The 20629-nt window shown below is 37.6% G+C and carries 19 protein-coding genes; 11 read left to right on the top strand and 8 right to left on the bottom strand.

Annotated features, from left to right (window positions below):
- Positions 1-7: 7 nt before the first annotated feature.
- The 8 genes from pdxT to dnaA form a co-directional block, all read right to left on the bottom strand.
- Positions 8-595, bottom strand: coding sequence for a pyridoxal 5'-phosphate synthase glutaminase subunit PdxT (gene pdxT, locus DEAC_RS05260; RefSeq protein WP_047808975.1), 588 nt, complete (start codon positions 593-595; stop codon positions 8-10).
- A gap of 2 nt (positions 596-597) precedes the next feature.
- Complete coding sequence (gene pdxS / locus DEAC_RS05255) at positions 598-1482, bottom strand: pyridoxal 5'-phosphate synthase lyase subunit PdxS (protein ID WP_047808974.1); 885 nt, start codon at positions 1480-1482, stop codon at positions 598-600.
- Between the two features lie 111 nt (positions 1483-1593).
- Complete coding sequence (gene gyrA / locus DEAC_RS05250) at positions 1594-4062, bottom strand: DNA gyrase subunit A (protein ID WP_047808973.1); 2469 nt, start codon at positions 4060-4062, stop codon at positions 1594-1596.
- A gap of 14 nt (positions 4063-4076) precedes the next feature.
- Positions 4077-6011, bottom strand: a complete 1935-nt coding sequence (gene gyrB, locus DEAC_RS05245; protein ID WP_047808972.1) for a DNA topoisomerase (ATP-hydrolyzing) subunit B — start codon at positions 6009-6011, stop codon at positions 4077-4079.
- Between the two features lie 148 nt (positions 6012-6159).
- Complete coding sequence (remB, locus tag DEAC_RS05240; protein WP_047808971.1) at positions 6160-6414, bottom strand: extracellular matrix regulator RemB; 255 nt, start codon at positions 6412-6414, stop codon at positions 6160-6162.
- Entirely contained in the window at positions 6415-7509 is a 1095-nt protein-coding gene (recF, locus tag DEAC_RS05235; RefSeq protein ID WP_047808970.1) for a DNA replication/repair protein RecF, read from the bottom strand.
- Positions 7510-7516: 7 nt separating this feature from the next.
- Positions 7517-8620: a DNA polymerase III subunit beta gene (dnaN, locus tag DEAC_RS05230; protein WP_047808969.1), complete on the bottom strand. Its 1104-nt coding sequence runs from the start codon at positions 8618-8620 to the stop codon at positions 7517-7519.
- A gap of 253 nt (positions 8621-8873) precedes the next feature.
- A complete protein-coding gene (dnaA, locus tag DEAC_RS05225; RefSeq protein ID WP_047808968.1) occupies positions 8874-10235 on the bottom strand; it encodes a chromosomal replication initiator protein DnaA in 1362 nt (453 codons plus the stop codon).
- Between the two features lie 357 nt (positions 10236-10592).
- Here dnaA and rpmH point away from each other — a divergent pair, with 357 nt between their 5' ends.
- From rpmH to DEAC_RS05175, 11 genes are all read left to right on the top strand, one after another.
- Positions 10593-10727, top strand: a complete 135-nt coding sequence (gene rpmH / locus DEAC_RS22595) for a 50S ribosomal protein L34 (RefSeq protein ID WP_007777819.1) — start codon at positions 10593-10595, stop codon at positions 10725-10727.
- A gap of 234 nt (positions 10728-10961) precedes the next feature.
- Positions 10962-11303 carry a ribonuclease P protein component gene (gene rnpA, locus DEAC_RS05220; protein ID WP_047808967.1) on the top strand — a complete coding sequence of 114 codons (342 nt, stop codon included), beginning with the start codon at positions 10962-10964 and terminating at the stop codon, positions 11301-11303.
- A 7-nt stretch (positions 11304-11310) separates the two neighbouring features.
- Positions 11311-11520: a membrane protein insertion efficiency factor YidD gene (yidD, locus tag DEAC_RS22590; RefSeq protein ID WP_083995911.1), complete on the top strand. Its 210-nt coding sequence runs from the start codon at positions 11311-11313 to the stop codon at positions 11518-11520.
- An 11-nt stretch (positions 11521-11531) separates the two neighbouring features.
- Positions 11532-12206, top strand: a complete 675-nt coding sequence (locus tag DEAC_RS05210) for a YidC/Oxa1 family membrane protein insertase (protein WP_047808965.1) — start codon at positions 11532-11534, stop codon at positions 12204-12206.
- A gap of 31 nt (positions 12207-12237) precedes the next feature.
- On the top strand, positions 12238-12864 hold the full coding sequence (jag, locus tag DEAC_RS05205) for an RNA-binding cell elongation regulator Jag/EloR (RefSeq protein WP_047808964.1): 627 nt from the start codon (positions 12238-12240) through the stop codon (positions 12862-12864).
- A gap of 195 nt (positions 12865-13059) precedes the next feature.
- Positions 13060-14418, top strand: a complete 1359-nt coding sequence (mnmE, locus tag DEAC_RS05200) for a tRNA uridine-5-carboxymethylaminomethyl(34) synthesis GTPase MnmE (RefSeq protein ID WP_047808963.1) — start codon at positions 13060-13062, stop codon at positions 14416-14418.
- 8 nt (positions 14419-14426) lie between these two features.
- A complete protein-coding gene (gene mnmG / locus DEAC_RS05195) occupies positions 14427-16328 on the top strand; it encodes a tRNA uridine-5-carboxymethylaminomethyl(34) synthesis enzyme MnmG (protein WP_047808962.1) in 1902 nt (633 codons plus the stop codon).
- Between the two features lie 3 nt (positions 16329-16331).
- A complete protein-coding gene (rsmG, locus tag DEAC_RS05190) occupies positions 16332-17051 on the top strand; it encodes a 16S rRNA (guanine(527)-N(7))-methyltransferase RsmG (RefSeq protein WP_047808961.1) in 720 nt (239 codons plus the stop codon).
- Positions 17052-17208: 157 nt separating this feature from the next.
- The gene (locus DEAC_RS05185) at positions 17209-18654 is read left to right on the top strand and encodes a VanW family protein (protein WP_053006287.1); all 1446 of its coding nucleotides are present in this window, start codon (positions 17209-17211) and stop codon (positions 18652-18654) included.
- Positions 18655-18808: 154 nt separating this feature from the next.
- Entirely contained in the window at positions 18809-19570 is a 762-nt protein-coding gene (locus DEAC_RS05180) for a ParA family protein (RefSeq protein WP_047809070.1), read from the top strand.
- The gene (locus DEAC_RS05175) at positions 19563-20417 is read left to right on the top strand and encodes a ParB/RepB/Spo0J family partition protein (protein ID WP_047808960.1); all 855 of its coding nucleotides are present in this window, start codon (positions 19563-19565) and stop codon (positions 20415-20417) included. The genes DEAC_RS05180 and DEAC_RS05175 overlap by 8 nt, the downstream gene beginning before the upstream one ends.
- The last annotated feature ends 212 nt before the right edge of the window (positions 20418-20629 follow it).

Raw genomic sequence — 20629 nt, 5'->3', positions numbered from 1 at the left:
AACGCTTTTACTTTACCCAATGTTCATCAATCATACCCAAAAAGTATTGATGGACCCTATGATCCGGGGTAAGCTCAGGATGAAAGGCACTGGCCAATAAATTTCCTTGTCGGGCAAAGACAATCTTTCCCTCAAACTCAGCTAAAATACCTACATTAGGAGCAACTTCCCGAAGATAAGGTGCTCTAATAAAGACAGCGCGCAAAGGATGAGTGCCCATAGCAGGCACCTGAAGATCTGTTTCAAAACTAGCTATTTGCCTGCCAAAAGCATTGCGTTCTACTGTTGTATCCATTAAATTTAATCGATACTGATCACTGTCTATAATTGTTTTACTGAGCAGAATCATACCGGCACAAGTCCCAAAGATTGGTAAGTCTTTTGCGCCCAGCTCTTTTATCTTTTCACCGAGATCATTAATCTGCAATTGTTTACCCATTGCTGTACTTTCACCACCGGGAATAATCAAGCCATGGATTCCCTCAAGGTCACTTGTTTTACGCACTTCAACAACATCGCAGCCTAATTGCTTCAAAACCTGCCGGTGCTCGCGAAATGCACCTTGTAAGGCTAAAACGCCGACACGTTTTTCCATGTTTACCAACCCCGATCTTGCATACGCTGAGCATCTGTCAGAGTTGAAATTTCAATACCTGTCATAGGTTGTCCAAGGTCCTTAGACACTTCAGCTAAAATCTTGGCATCATTATAATGGGTTGTTGCCATAACAATAGCTTTAGCTCTTGCTTTAGGATTATCTGATTTAAAAATTCCGGAACCAACAAAAACTCCATCTACTCCGAGCTGCATCATGAGAGCTGCATCCGCCGGTGTTGCTATTCCGCCCGCAGCAAAGTTAACTACAGGAAGTTTTCCATGTTCTGCTACGTAAAGTACCAGCTCATAAGGTGCCCCCATAGTTTTAGCTGCCGTCATAAGCTCCTCTTTAGGCATAACCGATAAGGCGCGCATATCACTCATGACAGTTCTCATATGTCGTACAGCTTCCACAACATTTCCCGTTCCTGGTTCACCCTTGGTACGAATCATAGCTGCACCTTCGCCAATTCTGCGCAATGCTTCGCCAAGATTACGACAGCCGCAAACAAAAGGAACTTTAAAGTCATGTTTATTAATGTGAAAGGCGTCGTCGGCTGGAGTCAGAACTTCTGATTCATCAATATAATCAACACCCAAGGATTCGAGAATTTGAGCTTCCACAAAATGACCAATTCTTGCTTTAGCCATCACTGGAATAGAAACAACTTCCATAATGCTTTGAATAATAGTGGGATCTGCCATACGCGCAACCCCACCTTCTGCACGAATATCCGAAGGAACACGTTCTAAAGCCATAACGGCACATGCTCCTGCTTCTTCAGCAATAATAGCCTGTTCAGGAGTCGTCACATCCATGATGACGCCGCCTTTTAACATCTCTGCGAGCCCAGTCTTAACTTTTAATGATCCGAATTCTGCCATCTGATAATTCCTCCTAAAATTTATGTTAGTACCAGTATCATCTCTTATCTGGCTTCTAAACCCTGACTTCTGATTCCAGACATGGTAACACCTTGCAATAGTTTTGTCAATTTAATCCTCAGATTCTGTCTCCTCAGAGCTGTCTTCCTCTCTCACGACAATCTTAGCCATGGCAACAACTTTACTGTCATCACCAGTTCTCATAGCCATAACCCCGTGGGCCGTCCGGCCTTGATTGGAAATACCTGAAACTTGGAGACGCAGCATAATTCCATTATTTGTAATTACCATAAGTTCATCTTCCGCTTTAACAACTTTTACACCAATGAGCAAACCGGTTTTAGTATTTAACTTCATAACAATAATCCCTTTGCCGCCCCGGCCTTGAACCCTAAATTCCTTAAGGTCTGTACGTTTAGCAAAGCCATTTTCGCTCATGGTCAAAAGTTCGCCTTCATCTCCGATGACTTCCATTCCTACAACTTCATCAGTATCTTCAAGTTTTATTCCTTTCACGCCTCGTGCTGTGCGACCCATATATCTTACTTCATCTTCCGGGAAGCGAATCGCAATTCCTTGACGTGTCGCCAGCAAAATATTGTCTAAACCTTGGGTCAATTTTACTCCTATTAATTCGTCACCTTCATCAAGGGTTAAAGCTATTAAGCCTTCACGCCGCGATGAATCGTATTCTTGCAGAGCTGTTTTTTTCATAATACCCTTTTTCGTGGCGGTAATTAAGAAATAATCCGGACTATAATCTTTAATAGCCATCACGGCCGTAATCATTTCATTTGGGCTTAAACTTAAGAGATTGATGATAGCCGTTCCTTTTCCTGTGCGACTGGCTTCTGGTATTTCATGAGCTTTCAGACGATAAACTTTACCTTGTGACGTGAAAAAGAGAATATAATGATGAGTTGAAGTAATAAAAAGGTGTTCGACAAAATCTTCCTCTTTGGTAGCCATTCCATGAACACCTTTTCCACCACGATTTTGACTCTTATAGGTGTTTAAAGGCAAACGTTTTATATAGCCGTAATGGGTAACTGTTACAACGACTTCCTCTTCAGCAATAAGATCCTCAATATCCATCCTGCTGACATCAACAGTTATAGAAGTTCTTCGTGGATCGCCATACTTTTGCTGAATTTCCTTGATTTCGTTTTTAATAATTTCAATAACCATACTAGGTGAAGCAAGAACTGACTTAAGATAGGCTATCGTTGTCATAAGTTCATGATACTGACTTTCTAATTTGTCACGTTCTAAACCTGTTAAACGTTTCAAACGCATATCAACAATCGCTTGGGCTTGTTTCTCACTTAAACCAAAACGATTCGATAGATTTTCTCGAGCCTCAGACTCGTCAGAGGAGGAACGAATCGTTGCTATAACCTCATCAATATGATCAAGGGCAATTCTTAATCCTTCGACGATATGTGCCTCAGCTTCAGCTTTATTAAGTTCAAACCGCGTTCTGCGAACAATAACATCCTTTTGGTGTTCGATGAAGTAGTGAATCATATCTTTAAGAGTCAGAACTCTTGGCTGATTATTGACAAGTGCTAACAAATTAACTCCAAAAGTTTCTTCCATTTGAGTATGTTTATAAAGCTGATTCAATATAATTTGAGGATTAACGTCCCGTCTAAGCTCAATGATAATATGCATCCCTGTACGATCAGACTCATCCCGCAGATCGGTAATACCATCAAGACGTTTATCCCGGACAAGTTCAGCAATTTTTTCAATGAGTCTTGCTTTATTAACTAAAAAGGGAATTTCAGTAACAACAATTCTTGTCTTACCTGATTTCTCCATATCCTCAATATCAGCTTTAGCCCTGATTTTAATTGAACCTTTTCCTGTTGAATAGGCTGCCTTAATCCCTTCATGCCCCATAATCATTCCGCCGGTTGGAAAATCAGGACCTTTAACATAATTCATTAAATCCACAGTTGTCAGATCAGGATTATCCAACAAAGCAACCGTAGCATCAATAACTTCACTTAAATTATGGGGAGGGATATTCGTTGCCATACCTACAGCAATTCCCGAAGAACCGTTAACTAAAAGGTTGGGGAATTTAGCAGGTAAGACTGTGGGTTCGTCCTGCTTTTCATCATAGTTTGGTGTAAAATCAATAGTATCTTTATCAATATCCGCCAGCATATACGTAGCCATTTTAGCCATACGAAGTTCTGTATAACGCATAGCAGCAGCAGAATCTCCATCAATGGATCCAAAGTTTCCATGGCCGTCAATTAGGGGATAACGACTGGCAAAATCTTGAGCCATGCGCACGACGGCATCATAGATTGAACTATCTCCATGAGGATGAAATTTAGCCATACAATCCCCGACAAGCCTTGCAGATTTGCTGTATGGTTTCGTTGGGGTCATACCTAATTCATGAAGTGTGTATAAAATTCGGCGATGAACCGGTTTAAGTCCGTCTCGAACATCCGGCAAAGCCCGGCTGACAATAACACTCATAGAATAATCGATAAAGGACTTTTTCATTTCATCTGCAATTTCAACAGGAAGAACTTTTCCCCCTTGGATTTCATCCGACATGAACGAGCACTCCTTTAAGTATCCAAATTACGTACATCTTTAGCGTGCCGATGAATAAAATCTCGGCGTGGTTCCACTTTATCGCCCATTAAGATTGAAAACATATCTTCAGATCTGATGGCATCTTCGATGGTCACCTGTAAAATTGTACGTTTTGCTGGATCCATCGTGGTTTCCCATAATTGTTCAGGATTCATCTCTCCTAAACCTTTGTATCGTTGAATCTCTACTTTATCCCGGCCTATGGTATCTAAGATTTTGGTAAGTTCATCATCTGAATAAGCATATTGTATTTCTCTCCCTTTTTTGACTTTAAAAAGAGGAGGCTGCGCAATATATACATAGTGATTTTCAATTAACGGTTTCATATAGCGATAAAAAAATGTTAATAAAAGAGTCCGAATATGAGCGCCATCGACATCAGCATCTGTCATAATAATCAGCTTATTATAACGTGCTTTGCTAATATCAAAATCATCCGATATACCGGTTCCCATCGCCGTAATCATAGCTCGAATTTCAGCATTTGCTAATATTTTATCCAACCTTGCTTTTTCAACATTTAAGATTTTTCCACGCAAGGGCAAAATTGCTTGAAAACGCCGGTCTCGACCTTGTTTAGCCGAACCTCCTGCACTGTCTCCCTCAACGAGATACATTTCACATAAATCAGGTTCCTTCCATGAACAGTCCGCTAATTTACCCGGCAAAGATGTCCCCTCAAGAGCGCTTTTACGGCGAGTAAGCTCTCGCGCTTTACGGGCTGCATCCCGTGCCCGAGCAGCTTGAAGTGATTTTTCGATGAATTTCTTGCCTAGGACTGGATTTTCCTCCAGAAAAATACTAAGCCCTTCGCCTGTCGCAGAATCCACAATTCCCCGAATTTCACTGTTGCCAAGTTTTGTCTTTGTCTGCCCTTCAAACTGGGGATCAGGTACTTTCACAGAGATAACTGCTGTCAAACCTTCCCGGATATCATCTCCGGAAAGATTAGAATCGGATGATTTTAAGATATTATTTTTCCGGGCATAATCATTAATTACCCGAGTCAACGCCGATTTAAAGCCTGCTTCATGAGTTCCGCCTTCTTGGGTATTAATATTATTAGCATAGGAATATAGATTTTCGGTATAGCTGTCATTATACTGCATAGAAACTTCTACTTGGACTCCATCTTTACTGGTTTCAATAAAGATAGGTTGGGGATGTAAACAATCTTTTGTCTTGTTAAGATAAATGACAAAATCTTGAATACCTCCTGTATGAAAGAAAGTTTCTTGACTATCCGTTCGCTCATCCGTTAAATTTATTTTTACACTTTTATTCAAAAACGATAATTCTCTCAGCCTATGAGCCAAGACATCATAATCATAAACTGTATCTTCAAAAATTTCCGGATCTGGCATAAAAGTTATTTGTGTGCCAGTCTTTTCTGTTTCCCCTAAATTTAGAAGTTCTGTAGTTGGCTTACCTTGAGCATATTCCTGATGATAAACATGCCCGCCTTTAAAAACTTCTACAGTCAGCCATTTAGACAGAGCATTAACAACACTAAGACCGACACCATGTAAACCGCCGGATACTTTATAGGCGCTTTCGCTGCCTCCAAATTTTCCTCCGGCATGTAATACCGTTAAACATACTTCGACAGTAGGTTTACCCATTTTCGGGTGAATATCAACAGGAATTCCCCGTCCATTATCAATAACAGTGATACTATTATCCTTTCGAATAATAACATCAATTAGATCACAGACACCAGCTAATGCTTCATCGATACTATTGTCAACAATTTCGTAAACAAGATGATGAAGGCCACGGCTGCTTGTTGATCCGATATACATTCCAGGGCGCTTACGTACAGCTTCAAGTCCTTCTAGAACTTCAATTTGCCCTGCATTATAATTATCACCTGTATCCGGAATATTAATATCTGTATTATCTTGCAAAGCTGTTTCCTCCCAAATAATACCTTCAAATTATTATTGTACACTAAATAAAACTTTGTTTCAATTTTGACTATGAACAATTGCCACTAAACGTCTTTTTTGAGATGTCATTTAGTGGCTAATTAGTTTTATTGCACCAATTTAAAAATTATTTTTCATCTAGAGCAAAAAAGGATCTTTTAAATAACGTTGTTGATGAAATCGGAGATAGAAAGTAATTTTCTGTTGTAATAATAAGTGACTTTTCTTTACCCGGTTCAGAAATATAAATAATTTTATTATTGTCTTTTATATTAGTTAAAAACCTGTTATTCCCTTTACCTTCAGAAGCTATTTCAAGATCTATAATTGCCACAACTTTATCTTTTTTTATTAACATATCACCGCCAAGATGCAAATACATTTATCGTTCCCTCCTTATATGCCCCTGTTCAACTTGGAATAATGCCCCAGAACCAAGTTGACTCTCAGCACTTGTCATGGTAATTATCGTTTGAATATGTGAGGATTCAATAAACTCTATTAAATAGTTTCTCCTAAAACTATCCAGTTCAGACAATACATCATCTAATAAAAGAAGAGGATACTCCCCTTTTTCTTGACGTATTAACTCTAATTCACCAAGTTTCAAACTTAAAACCAAAGAACGCTGTTGCCCTTGTGAAGCATATAGACGCGCAGGTTTATCATCTAAAAGTATCTGTAAATCATCACGGTGAGGACCAATAAGAACCATCTGTCGTTCAATTTCTTGGTCCATTTTCTGGTTTAACAAATCAGGAAATTCTAACAAAGCATCCTGAATATTTTTTTTTCCTAAGGCATAATAACTAATATCAAGTTTTTCTTTTTGCGAGGTTAGATTCATGTAGATCTGATCAGCAACCTTTTGTATTTGCTTCGTTAATTCATCGCGTTGAAGAATAATTTTTGTTCCAAGTTCAATAATTTGTGCATTCCAAAGCTGTAATTGAGAATTCTTTAGAGATTTATCGTTATACGTTTTAAGAAGAGCATTCTTTTGTTGAATTACTTTGTTATAAGCATTTAACAAACTTACATAACCAGGCCGTATCTGAGCAATATGCAAATCTATGAATCTCCGGCGTTCGGATGGCCCGCCTTTGACCATAATAAGATCATCGGGTGAAAAAAAAACCACATTTATGGTACCTACAAAATCAGATAAACGTTGACAGGGAACTTGATTGACTTTTACTCTTTTTTTATTGTTTTGGTAGTGGCTCTCTAAGAATATTTTATGGTGCTTTACAATAAAATCACCATAAAGATGAAAATCAGTTTTATCCCATTTTAAGAGTTCATGCTCTCTTTTTACTCTATACGACTTGCCGGTTAAAAGATAGTATATGCCTTCGATAATGTTAGTTTTCCCTTGTCCGTTATTTCCAATCAAGGTATTAATTCCGGGAATAAATGTCACAACTTCTTTGTCATAGTTACGGAAATTTTGCAAATGAAAATCAATTATATTCATAGGGCATTTATGATATTCTGACAGGCAAAACAAGATAAAGGTAATTTGGATTATCTAAAGGACGCATCACTCCTGGACTATAAGGGCCGGAAAGTTCAAAAATTATTTGATCTGTATCAATAACTTTTAAGGCATCAATTAAAAATTTGGCATTAAAGGCAATCATTACATCATTTCCTTGAGTAGTTACCTCAATTTGTTCAGATATTTTGCCTAATTCCGTTGTTTGATCAATTTTTAATTGCGTACTTTCGACCTTAATTCTAATAATATTTGCTCCTGATTTATCATGAGATAATAACGATGCTCTTTCTACAGCTTCTAAAAAATTCTTTACTGACAAATTAATTTTTGTTTCACAAGTTTGGGGAATTACTTGTTTATAGTTCGGAAACATTCCGTCAATTAATCTTGATACTAAATATATTAAACCAAATTGGAAAACGACTTGTGTCTTATTAAAACTAATTTGAATCGATTCATCTTCATCTTTTAATAAACGATATATTTCCGCTAATGTCTTAGCCGGTATGATACCATTAAAACTTGCATTTTTAGGATTTTCTACTTCTGAAATACTATAAGCCAAGCGATGGGTATCGGTTGCTACTAGTCTGAGATTTGAACCTTCAATTTGCATAAGAGTTCCATTAAAAACAGGTCTGTTTTCTTCAACTGCACAAGAAAATATAGTTTGTCTTATCATATTTTTAAAAATTAGTGTAGGGATAGTATATGACATCGGGTCAATTAAATCAGGAAGTAAAGGATATTCTTCCGGATCGTAACCTCTTAAGGTTATTTCTGATTGGTAATAATAAATAGTAATTGCTAAATTTTCTTCTTTAATAGTTATCATTGTATCTGGTAGTTTTCGAACGACCTCTGCAAATAATTTGGCTGGAACTACTATTGTTCCTTCCTCCTCAATCTGAGCAGGTATTTCACATCGTATTCCTAATTCAAGGTCAGTTGCTGCAAAACGTAAACTCTGTTTCTCAGCACTTATCAAGATTCCTGAAAGAACGGGCAGTGTATTCTTGACAGATACCGCGCGTTGTACAGCATTCACTCCAGAAATTAATGAATCCTTTGAACAGAAGATTTTCATCTTGGATCCTCCTATGCTATTTCCCGGTTCTAAACGACGATTATTAATAATAAGATAATATTTAGTAGTTATAGTAGTATTCCTTGTCAATGTGTGGATAACTAATGTAATTCGCTATAGTTCCTTAAGTTTAGGGTGTTGAAAAATTGGTGGACAAGAGATACTGTTTGTCCACATGTCCACATTCGATAATTTTGCTTTAGGTTATCAAGATACTATTAACAGGTTATCAACATTTAAAACTGTTAGTTTACTAATCATTTTGAATGCGTTGTATCAATTCATTAATTTTCTTTTCCAAAATAGGATCATCTTGAATTGCTTGAGAAATCTTTTCATGGGCATGCATAACCGTAGTATGGTCTCGCCCTCCAAATTCATCGCCAATTTTCGGTAATGAAGAGTCTGTTAATTGACGTGATAAGTACATAGCGATTTGCCTTGGAAATGCTACTGCACGTGTTCTTTTTTTAGCTTTAAAATCATTGGGTGAAAGGTGATAATAATCTGCAACAGCGTTTTGGATAGTGTCAATAGTTATTGGTTTTGATGAATTGCTGGGTAAAATATCTTTTAATGCTTCCATGGCAACTTCGGCTGTTATTGGCATTGAGCTTAACGATGCGAAAGCAATAACTCGAATTAAGGCACCTTCGAGTTCTCGAATATTAGTATGAATTTTATCTGCGATATAAACCATTACTTCATTCGAAACTTGCAAGTTTTCAACTTTAGCTTTTTTTCTCAAAATAGCAATTCGTGTTTCTAAGTCCGGTGCTTGAATATCTGTGATCAGGCCCCATTCAAATCTTGAACGCAAACGATCCTCTAAGGTTGGAATTTCTTTAGGAGGCCTGTCTGAGGAGATAATTATCTGTTTGTTGGCCTCATGTAAGGCATTAAACGTGTGGAAAAACTCCTCTTGTGTTCGTTCTTTTCCCGCCAAAAATTGAATATCATCAATTAGAAGAATATCAACATTTCGATAATGATTACGAAATTCAATGGCATTTTCATCGCGAATTGAATCAATGAGTTCATTTGTAAATTTTTCACTAGAAACATAAAGCACTCTCGTATTCGGGGAACGTTGTAATATATGATGGCCAATGGCATGCATAAGATGAGTTTTGCCTAAACCTACGCCGCCGTATATGAATAGAGGATTATAAGATTTCGCGGGAGATTCGGCAACAGCAAGTGATGCAGCATGCGCAAAGCGATTACTATTGCCAATAACAAAGGTATCAAAGGTATATTTAGAGTTAAGACAATTTGGTACTTGTTCATTTTGTTTTGGAGCACTTTCTGGTATAGGGGACTCTAAAATTGGGTCTTTTTTTAAAGAATCCTCTGGTGAAGGGATAACAAAGCGGAGGCTAATCGAGTGGCCTAAAATTGATTGAACGGAGGACCTTATTAAAGATGCATACCGACTTTCTAACCAATCTTTAGCAAAATCATTAGGAACACTGATTACCAATGTATCCCCATCAATCTCAATTAGCTGAGTTGAACTTAACCATGTCTCAAAGCTAGGTCTAGTAAGTTCATTTTTCAGTTTTTCGAGTGTTTCCTGCCACAATAAATGAGGTGTGATTGGTAGTGGTGGCATGAATGGACCTCCCTTATTTTAAGAAATTAGTAATTACGACAATAAAAAAGTTATACACAAACTTATACACATTTGTGGATAACTTGGTCAAAATTCGAACTGTGGATAATATTAACTATGATTTGCAGTAGTGCAAGAAGGTGTGAAATTATAATATCAAGTTTTTTAAGGGTTATCAACAGGAAGATATCGTGTTTTTATAAATTATTCACAAGTGGATAACTTTTTTAATCCAGATGTTATCCACATCCTTTCCAGTGTAGTTGCTTGACAGAATAAAAATTGTTAGAGTATAATCTGTTAGTAAGTCTGTTGCTTCGTAAGCTTCTTCGCTTTTATAAAGGAGGTGTCTTTAAATTGAAAAGAACATATCAACCGAAGAATCGTCGCCATAAGCGAGTTCACGGTTTTTTAAGTCGCATGAGTACGCCAACTGGGCGAAATGTTATAAAACGCCGTCGATTAAAAGGTCGTAAAAAATTATCAGTCTAAGGCCGCAATTATGTGGCCTTTTTTAGTATAACTAGGATAAATAAGCTAACGGCTTTCGCTTAAATGTAGTGAACTCGTTTAGCTGAAGCTGAACATCGGGTCTTCGGTGGGACATTACCTCCCACCGAAGCAAAGTATTGGATAAATTTAATTCGCTCCGCAAAGCAGGTTTAATTTTTAGCTTAAGGAGTTAAAATATGATAGGATTGTCTCTTATATAAGCCTGGAGGGTTTATGCTTAAAAAAGAATTTCGACTACGCAAAAAATCAGGCTTTAAAGTAATTTTTGATAATGGCAATAATTTTTCCGAGAAATATGCCGCTATCTATATTTTAAAAGGTAAACAACAACAACGGTTTGGTTTTATTGCATCAAAAAAGATAGGTAATTCTGTTCAGAGAAATCGTGCGAAGAGATTGCTTCGCGAAGTTGTTCGATTACATATTTCTGAAATTAAGCCAGATATTCAAATTATTTTTATTGCAAGGCCTCGGATCAGAGGAGTTTACTTCCCGGAAGTAGAAACTTCTATTATGATGATGTTGAAAAAAGCAAAGGCTTTAACCACGAAATGAGTCGTTAATGATGAAGAAACTACTAATTCTGCTCTTGCGCTTTTACCAAAAATTTATTTCTCCTCTGAAAGGACAAACATGTCGTTTTTATCCGTCTTGTTCTGAATATGCGATTCAAGCGCTGCAAAAGTATGGCTTATTTCGAGGAAGCTATAAATCACTTGTGAGAATATTGAAATGCCATCCGTTTCATCCGGGAGGGCATGATCCAGTTTAAGGAGGGCTTTTGTGAGTATCATTGTGCAATGGATGACCTATTTATTAAATATTTTTTACAATCTATCATCTGCTTTGGGTCTTCCTAATTATGGTGTAGCCATTATCTTATTAACAATTTTGATTAAAACTATTATTTATCCTCTAACCTACAAACAAATGGCTTCGATGCGTAAAACTGTTGATTTACAGCCCAAGATTAAAGCAATTCAAACAAAACATAAAAATGATAAAGAAAAAGCTAATGCCGAAATAATGGAGTTGTATAAAGAGAACCAAGTAAATCCTATGGGTGGTTGTTTACCTATTGTAATTCAATTGCCAATCTTTTGGGGTTTGTACAGTACTCTGCGGAATTTTCCTTATGGGGCTTCTGCTAATGCAGCACATTGGTTTCTTGGATTCGATTTAACAAAAATTTATGGTTTTAGTTTAAGTTATCATATTATTTTACCTCTTTTTGCCGCTGCTACGACCTATTTGCAAACGAAGGTCACGAATCCTAATGCTTCATCAGATCCGACTCAGAAAACAATGTTGTACATAATGCCTATATTTTTTGCCTATATTAGTGCTACGGTGCCGTCAGGTTTAGCCTTATATTGGGTTACGATGAATTGTGTTTCAATTCTGCAGCAGCTTTATATTAATCGTAAATTGACAAATCAAAAGAAAAGCGTTGCCTAGATAACGGGGAAGACGTGAGGAGGGATCGTTCATGAGAGTTGTAGAGAAAACCGGCAAAACGGTTGAAGAAGCGATCGCCACGGGGGTTCAAGAATTAGCTGTTGACAGAAAATATGTTCAGGTTGAAATCCTTGAGGAACCTACGAAAAAAGGATTATTTGGTCTTTTTGGTACAAAACTTGCAAAAGTTAGAGTTACTTATGAAGATGATCCAGGACTTCTGGCAACTGGATTTATTCAAAATATTTGTCAAGCTATGGGAGTCAAGGCAGAAACTCAGGTAACTAGGAATTCTGAAAATTGTCATGTTAATATTACTGGACCCGAACTGGGAATTTTAATTGGACGTCGAGGGGATACCCTTGATGCTTTGCAATATTTAACCAATTTAGCAGTATCTAAAAAATTATCTGATCGTGTTCGCATTATTGTTGATGTGGAAGGATATCGGTCTCGTCGTGAAGAAACTCTTATTCGCTTAGCTAAACGATTGTCTGATAAAGTGAAAAGAACAGGTGTTAGAATCGTTTTGGAACCTATGAATCCTCATGAACGCAGAATTATTCATACTTCTTTACAAGATGACAGTAGGATTTCTACGTTTAGTGAAGGTGATGATCCTAATCGTCGTGTTGTAATTGCTCTAAAAAGAGGTTAAAAGGGTATTACTTTTTAACTGCCTTAAACTTAATGAAATGTGAAGCAAGATATTAGTTGAGTTGAGGGGGAATAACCCCTCTTTTTTATATTAGATACATCCAGACTTCGGTGGGGGACTCTACCTCCATCGAAGCAGCACTTATAGAAGTGGGAGTTTTACGATTGGATAAATAGTTGCTTTGGAGATGATTAAGTGGAAGATACAATTGTTGCTTTGGCTACTGCTATGGGAGAAGCAAGTATCCATATAGTTAGGTTAAGTGGTCCAGAGGCAAGACGAATTATTGATGAATGTTTTATACCTAGATCAAGAGAACGATGGTTACGTCAGGATAATTTCACACTTACTCTTGGTGTTTTCCAAGATGAGGATCGTGTCCTTGATGAGGTTCTGATTGGCAGGATGTCTGCTCCTAACTCTTTTACAGGAGAAGATGTTTATGAGATCAATTGTCATGGCGGACCTTTTGTTGCGCAGAGAATTCTCCATACCTGTCTTCGCTATGGTGCTCACCCTGCTGAACCGGGCGAGTTTTCTAAAAGAGCTTTTTTAAATGGTAAATTAGATTTAATACAGGCGGAGGCGATTATTGACTTAATTACATCTAAGACTGAGACTTCTGCTAATTTGGCTTTATCACAACTTAGCGGTGGATTAACAAAAATAATAATGGATCTTAGAGAAAAAATATTGGAAACTTTAGCCTTTATTGAAGCGAGTATTGATTTTCCAGAGGATGATGTTGAAACTTTAGATCGAGAATCATTAGCGAACCGATTGGAAGAAGCTCTGGCAATAGCGAGGGATTTATTAGAAGGAAGTAAGACTGGAAAAATTTTACGTGAAGGACTTCTTACTGTTATCGTTGGACGACCCAATGTTGGCAAATCAAGTTTATTAAATGCTTTATTAAAAGAAGACCGTGCTATAGTAACTGACATTCCAGGTACGACACGAGATGAGATTAGGGAATATGTCAGCGTGGGAGGAATTCTTCTCCAACTGGTAGACACTGCTGGAATTTGGGAAAGTCAGGATATTGTAGAACGTTTAGGAATTGAAAGAACATGGAATGCCTTAAAAAATGCCGATCTTATTATTCTAGTCATTGAAGCTAATGTTCAACTATCTGAGGATGAATTATATATTTTAAAGACATATTCTGATAAAATAATTGTTTTAGTCAATAAAATTGATTTACTAGAGAATGAAAAAATTGATATACCTAATATTGATCACTGGATTTCTTTTTCGGTTCTTTTACACCAAGGCTTTGATGAGTTAGAGAAGGAGATAAAAAGAAGAGTTTACCAAGGGGAGATAATTAATTCAGCTGATCCTCTGCTCTCTAATACTCGTCAAATCTCTTCTTTAGAACATTGTTATGCTGCTCTTCAACAGGCTAAGATTAGCTTTAATTCAACTATGCCATGGGATATCCTTTCTATAGATATACGTCAAGCACTTCAATACATTTCTGAGCTGACTGGACATCATGTTCAAGATTCTTTGCTAGATGATATTTTTTCACGATTTTGCATTGGAAAGTAGGTTTAGTTTTGGAATACTTCGCTGGTAATTATGATGTTATTGTTGTTGGAGCCGGGCATGCAGGATGTGAAGCAGCTTTAGCTGCCGCAAGGCTTGGCTGTGAGACCTTGTTAATTACTTTAAACCTTGATACGATTGCCCATATGCCTTGTAATCCTTCAATTGGCGGGCCCGCGAAAGGGCATTTAGTTCGTGAAATTGATGCTCTTGGAGGGCAGATGGGTATAAATGCAGATGAAACATCCTTACAAGTTAAGATGTTAAATACCGGTAAGGGCCCGGCTGTTTATGCCTTAAGAGTTCAATCGGATAAACAAGCGTATCAAAATCGGATGCGCGCAGTCTTGTTTAATCAGCCTAATTTGACAGTTATTCAGGGTTTAGCGGAACGATTGGTTATCGATCAATATCAAGTGACAGGTGTTGTGACCAGGACCGGCGCTCGCTTCGAATCTAATAATATTGTCTTAACGAGCGGCACATATCTACGTGGACGAATAATCATTGGTGATTCTATGTACGAGGGCGGACCAAATGGACAAATGCCCGCAATGTCTCTCTCTCAATCTCTGAAGGAGATTGGTATAGAATTAGGAAGATTCAAAACCGGAACTCCGCCAAGGATTCATCGCCATTCCGTTGACTATTCTCAGCTTAAACTCCAACCTGGAGATGACTCTTTATGGACTTTTTCATTTCTTTCCACAGAGAGTATTTTTTGGCATAAGGACCCTTCCCAACAAGTTCCCTGTTGGCTTGGCTATACTTCATCCAAAACTCATGAAATTATTCGTGATAATCTTTATCGTGCACCTCTTTATTCAGGAAAAATTGAGGGAGTTGGTCCAAGGTATTGTCCTTCGATCGAAGATAAAGTTGTTCGTTTTGCTGAACGTGATGCTCATCAAATTTTTCTCGAACCTGAAGGATGGAATACCGATGAACTTTACGTTGCCGGTTTATCGACCAGTATGCCTGAAGAAGTACAGACTGAAATTCTCCAAAGTATTCCTGGTTTAGATCATGTAAAAATGATGCGACCTGGTTATGCTATAGAATATGATTATGTTTATCCCCACCAGTTGTCTTTAAGTCTTGAGGTTCGTCAGTTGTCTGGTTTATTTACTGCTGGTCAGTTAAATGGCACCTCAGGATATGAAGAAGCTGCTGCTCAGGGGTTAATGGCCGGCATTAATGCAGCTTTACGATGCTTGGAGCGAGAACCTTTTGTGCTGCGTCGATCTGATGGATATTTAGGTGTTATGATTGATGATTTAGTTACCAAAGGTGTCAAGGAACCCTATCGGTTATTAACATCTAGGGCTGAGTATCGATTAGTTCTGAGACAGGATAATGCCGATCTCCGACTTACTGAAAAAGGGCGTCTTATCGGTTTAGTTGATGATGAGCGCTGGTTACGATTTCAACATAAAAAACAGGATTTTTATGAAATAAAAAATCTTTGGAAGTCAACGGTTTTTTCTCCCTCCAATCAGGAATTGAAAAAGATAATGGATGAAGTAAATTCTACTCCGCTGCGTGGAGGAATTAATGCTTCTGATTTAATTCGCAGACCTGAAATTACTTTAAATCATATGCTTGAATTAATTCCTGAATTAAAGCGTTATTCCCAAGAAGTGTTAGAAGAAGCAGTTATAGAAACAAAATATGCTGGTTACATTGATAAACAATGGACTGATATTGAAAAGTTTGCCAAGATGGAAGATAGAATATTAGCAGATGATTTTAACTATGGTGAGTTAAAAGGTTTATCTACCGAAGGCAGACAACGTCTAATGGAAGTGCGGCCTCTTAATGTGGGTCAAGCTTCTCGAATTACGGGTGTTACTCCGGCTGATATTTCGGTTTTACTTGTTTTCCTAGAACAACGGCATCGAGGGAGAAAATAAGTAATGTTTAATGTGTTTGCTTCACAAATTAAAGATCTGACGTTATTAAATTTAGGTTATAAATTATCGGACGAACAGGTTAACCAATTTTGTGTATATGGAGATCTTTTACTTGAATGGAATCAGAAGTTAAATTTGACAAGAATTATTGAACCTTTAGATATTATCCTAAAGCACTTTATTGATTCTATGGCAATTGAAAAATATCTAAAAGGAAATAAATTAGCGGACATAGGCACAGGGGCGGGTTTTCCAGGCCTACCAATTAAAATTTTGCGGCCTGAATTGGATGTGATCTTAGTTGATTCATTGAAAAAACGTTTAGATTTCCTTGATGTTGTTATTTCAAAATTGAAGTTAAAGACCACAAGAACAGTACATGCTCGTGCAGAGGACTTTGGTCGAAATGTGCAGTATCGAGGTACATTTGATTGCGTTAGCTCTCGAGCAGTGGCCCGTCTTCCAATCCTGCTGGAGTACTCCCTTCCTATATTAAAGAAAAATGGGCTATTTATTTCTCTCAAAGGATTACAGGCTCAAGAAGAGCTTAAAGAATCCCAAGCTGCTTTGAATGTTTTAGGCGGAAATGTAGAATGCGTTAAAACCTATAATTTTGGTGAAACTGCGGAACATCGAGCTATTATTGTCATAAAAAAGGGTAAGGAAACACCTTCAAGATTTCCACGTAAGGCAGGTATACCTGCAAAGTCGCCAATTCATTAAATCGGAAAATTATATATTTGACGAGAATCAAAGCTCAATCCCCATGCTTTACTACAATATATGGTAAAGCTCTTTTTAACGTTAATGAAGGGAATATGATTTTAACGTCGAATAAATAAGATTAATATCGTTTTAGTTAACAATGAGGAGGTGCGATTTGGACGAGTCACTTGATCAGAGAATTAATAGTCAGACTGAAATGATATCGGCCGAGACATTACCTAATGCATCTAAATCTATTCGAAACCGCCGGATAAGAAGAAATCGCACATCTAAAAGAAAGATTTTTTATATAGCTGCTGGGGTGGTTGTGTTTTTATTTGTTGCTTGTGGTTCCTTCATTGGTTACTACACTTGGGATCAGCATACTATTGTTGACGGTGTAAAAATTTCTGGAATTAATGTTAGTAATATGACTCAATCACAGGCTAAAATCGCTGCTAACAAGGAAATTGATCTTTTGCTAAATCAAACGGTTAAACTAACTGATGGTCAGCATAGTAATGACGTTAAATTAAGAGATTTAGGGCTATCGATTTCAGCCGATAAGGCTTTAAAAGATGCCTATGATCTTAGCAGAACCGGTTCAATATATCATAGAATTGTTGCCAAAATGGATGCTGCCAAAGGGGTTAGTTTTAAGTTCTCTTCGCAGTGGGATGATAAAAAAATGCAAGAGAGCTTAGATAAGTTATTTGGACAATATAATAAGCCGGCTATTGATGCCACCTATAAAATTACTAACGCAAATACGATGCTTATAGAACATGAACAAACTGGATTAATTTATGATGTTGATGCCTTGAAATCCCAAATCAAAGCAATCAATTACTTAAATCCTGTATCAGAGCTTAAAGTTAATTTTAAAGAGCAGCAACCAAAGGTTACTGCCGCACAACTCGAGGGAGAAAAAATTACCGGTCTTTTAGCTTCTTACACAACTCATTTTGATCCTTCTCAGACTGCACGTACCGAAAACGTTCAGCTTGCTGCAAAATCTCTTGATATGGCGGTTATTAAACCTGGTGATATTCTTTCCTTCAATAATATTGTAGGGGAGAGGACAGTCGCAGGCGGGTATAAGGACGCTTACATTATTGTTAATGGTAAATTTATTCCCGGTTTAGCTGGAGGGATCTGTCAGGTTTCCAGCACGTTATATAATACTGGTTTGTTAGCAGATCTTTCTGTTGTTCAAAGAACGAATCATGATCTTGCTATTACGTACGCACCTCTTGGCCAAGATGCAACCGTTGCATATCCTGACTTAGACCTTAAATTTAGGAATAATACCGGAGGTTATGTTTTAGTACGGACAAGGACAACGTCAAATACGTTAACCATTGATCTCTATGGAAAAGTTAAACCTGGCCAGGAAGTTGCGATTACGGATACAACTGAATCGGTAGTTCAACCTGATGAACAGCGGGTTGTAGATAAAACGTTAAAACATGGTGAGTCGGTTGTTAAACAACAGGGTCAACCGGGATATGTCGTAAATTCCATACGAACGGTTAAGTTGGATGGAAAAGTGGTTAGTTCCGAGCCTCTGCAAAAAAGTGTTTATAAGGCTCTCCCTAAAATTATTAATATTGGGCCTTGATATTATTTACTTTGCATTATGGAAATAAATATTTTTGAAACTCTAAAAAAAGCGTTCGAAAACGCTTTTTTTATTACTATTGGTTTGATAGTATTTAAAGTATATGTAAACCCTTCAGAGTGGCAGTTAGATAAAAAGGAAGTGTATGTTATTGATATCGAAAGTGATCGCAATTGCTAATCAAAAAGGCGGTGTGGCAAAAACCACTACGGCTATAAATTTGAGTGCTTGTCTGGCGGAACTGGGATATAACGTTCTACTTATCGACTTAGACCCACAGGGGAATGCTACGAGTGGGCTGGGAATAGCGAAGAATAAGTTAGTACGTTGTGTTTATGATGTTCTAATCAACGATGTTACCATTGAACAAGTGATTCAGAAGTGCGATCAGAAAAACTTAAAGGTAGTGCCGGCTAGAATTCTTTTAGCAGGTGCGGAAATCGAGTTGGTTTCTCAAGAGTATCGCGAGACCAAGCTCAAACTTTCATTAAACAATGTCCTTGCCAATTACGATTTTATTTTTATTGATTGTCCTCCTTCTTTGGGACTTTTGACTATTAATGCTTTGGCAGCTGCAACGGACGTTTTGATTCCTATCCAATGTGAATATTACGCTTTGGAGGGGTTAACTCTCCTGATGAATACTCTAGAAAGAGTTCGCAAACATATTAACCCTAGTCTTAATATTTTAGGTGCTTTATTAACAATGTTTGATGCGCGAACAAATCTAGCAATACAGGTTGTTGATGAAGTGAAAAAGTATTTTCCTCAGAAGGCCTTTCGAACAATAATATCGCGTAATGTTCGGCTAAGTGAAGCGCCGAGCCATGGCAAATCAATTAATATTTACGATAGTCGCTCGAGAGGAGCAGAAGTATACAGGGAGCTGGCGAAGGAGGTCTTAGAACGTGTCTAAAAAGGGTTTAGGTCGTGGCCTTCAAGCACTTCTATCTGACGAGATGGATGAAAATCCTGTAATTAAGGAAATCCCCATTTCAGAAATCGAACCAAATCCTGAACAACCTCGACGGGATTTTGAGCAGAATGCTCTCAATGAGTTAGCTGATTCAATCCGTGAACATGGCTTACTTCAACCTATTTTAGTGAGGCCTGTTGGTGAACGTTATATCATAATCGCTGGTGAGAGACGTTTAAGAGCCGCAAAAATTGCAGGAATCACAAAGATTAACTGTATTGTTCAATTATGTACTGATCAAGAAATGGCTGAGAGAGCAATTGTTGAAAATATTCAAAGGGCTAACCTATCTCCTTATGAAGAAGGAATGGCTTATCATCGACTTATTCAGGAATATGGTTTAACTCAAGATCAAGTTGCACAGAAAGTTGGTAAAGCTAGAACGACCATAGCTAACTTATTGCGGATTATTCAATTACCAGATGTAATTTTAGAGATGTTAAAAGCTGAAAAACTGTCATTAGGGCATGCTAAAGTTTTATTAGGAGTTAAGGATACATCTTTACAAGTTATTGCTGCAGAGAAAACTGTAAGAGAGCAATTGTCCGTTCGTGAAACAGAGGAACTTATCGATCGTCTGTTAAAGCCTACAGAAAAGATTAAAGCCGGTCCTAAAACTTATGGACAGCCTGCTGATCTTAGACATGTTGAAGATCGTCTTCGAGCCAACTTTCAAACCAAAGTACAGCTGAAAGGCAACCTAAAACGCGGAAGAATAGAAATTCAATATTTCTCAGAAGAAGAATTAAACAGACTTTTAGATATTTGGGATATTCAAGTGGAGTAAAGGCATAGGAACCACACTTGAAGAGGTGGGAGTTATACGATTAATAAAGTTTTACTGTTCCACGTGGAACAAAATTTCTAAGTATTTTTCCATTTGTTTTTAAGACTCCCACTTCTATAAGTGTCAGGGGGGAGGTCCTTCGTTAACTTCAGTTGGGGGAGAGCCCTCTTTTCCACTAAGTATTCCTATTGGAAAGACGGATCGGCAATAAT

This window comes from Desulfosporosinus acididurans, from assembly GCF_001029285.1.
Taxonomy (GTDB): Bacteria; Bacillota; Desulfitobacteriia; order Desulfitobacteriales; family Desulfitobacteriaceae; genus Desulfosporosinus; species Desulfosporosinus acididurans.
The sequence above is the reverse complement of the archived record's forward strand: the minus strand, read 5'-3'. Positions and strand labels throughout refer to the sequence as shown.

What these genes read in the sequence shown, in the direction of transcription:
- pdxT (WP_047808975.1), bottom strand. Translation starts at nt 595, where the DNA reads ATGGAAAAACGTGTCGGCGTTTTAGCCTTACAAGGTGCATTTCGCGAG.
- pdxS (WP_047808974.1), bottom strand. Translation starts at nt 1,482, where the DNA reads ATGGCAGAATTCGGATCATTAAAAGTTAAGACTGGGCTCGCAGAGATG.
- gyrA (WP_047808973.1), bottom strand. Translation starts at nt 4,062, where the DNA reads ATGTCGGATGAAATCCAAGGGGGAAAAGTTCTTCCTGTTGAAATTGCA.
- remB (WP_047808971.1), bottom strand. Translation starts at nt 6,414, where the DNA reads ATGTATTTGCATCTTGGCGGTGATATGTTAATAAAAAAAGATAAAGTT.
- recF (WP_047808970.1), bottom strand. Translation starts at nt 7,509, where the DNA reads ATGAATATAATTGATTTTCATTTGCAAAATTTCCGTAACTATGACAAA.
- dnaN (WP_047808969.1), bottom strand. Translation starts at nt 8,620, where the DNA reads ATGAAAATCTTCTGTTCAAAGGATTCATTAATTTCTGGAGTGAATGCT.
- dnaA (WP_047808968.1), bottom strand. Translation starts at nt 10,235, where the DNA reads ATGCCACCACTACCAATCACACCTCATTTATTGTGGCAGGAAACACTC.
- rnpA (WP_047808967.1), top strand. Translation starts at nt 10,962, where the DNA reads ATGCTTAAAAAAGAATTTCGACTACGCAAAAAATCAGGCTTTAAAGTA.
- yidD (WP_083995911.1), top strand. Translation starts at nt 11,311, where the DNA reads ATGATGAAGAAACTACTAATTCTGCTCTTGCGCTTTTACCAAAAATTT.
- jag (WP_047808964.1), top strand. Translation starts at nt 12,238, where the DNA reads ATGAGAGTTGTAGAGAAAACCGGCAAAACGGTTGAAGAAGCGATCGCC.
- rsmG (WP_047808961.1), top strand. Translation starts at nt 16,332, where the DNA reads ATGTTTAATGTGTTTGCTTCACAAATTAAAGATCTGACGTTATTAAAT.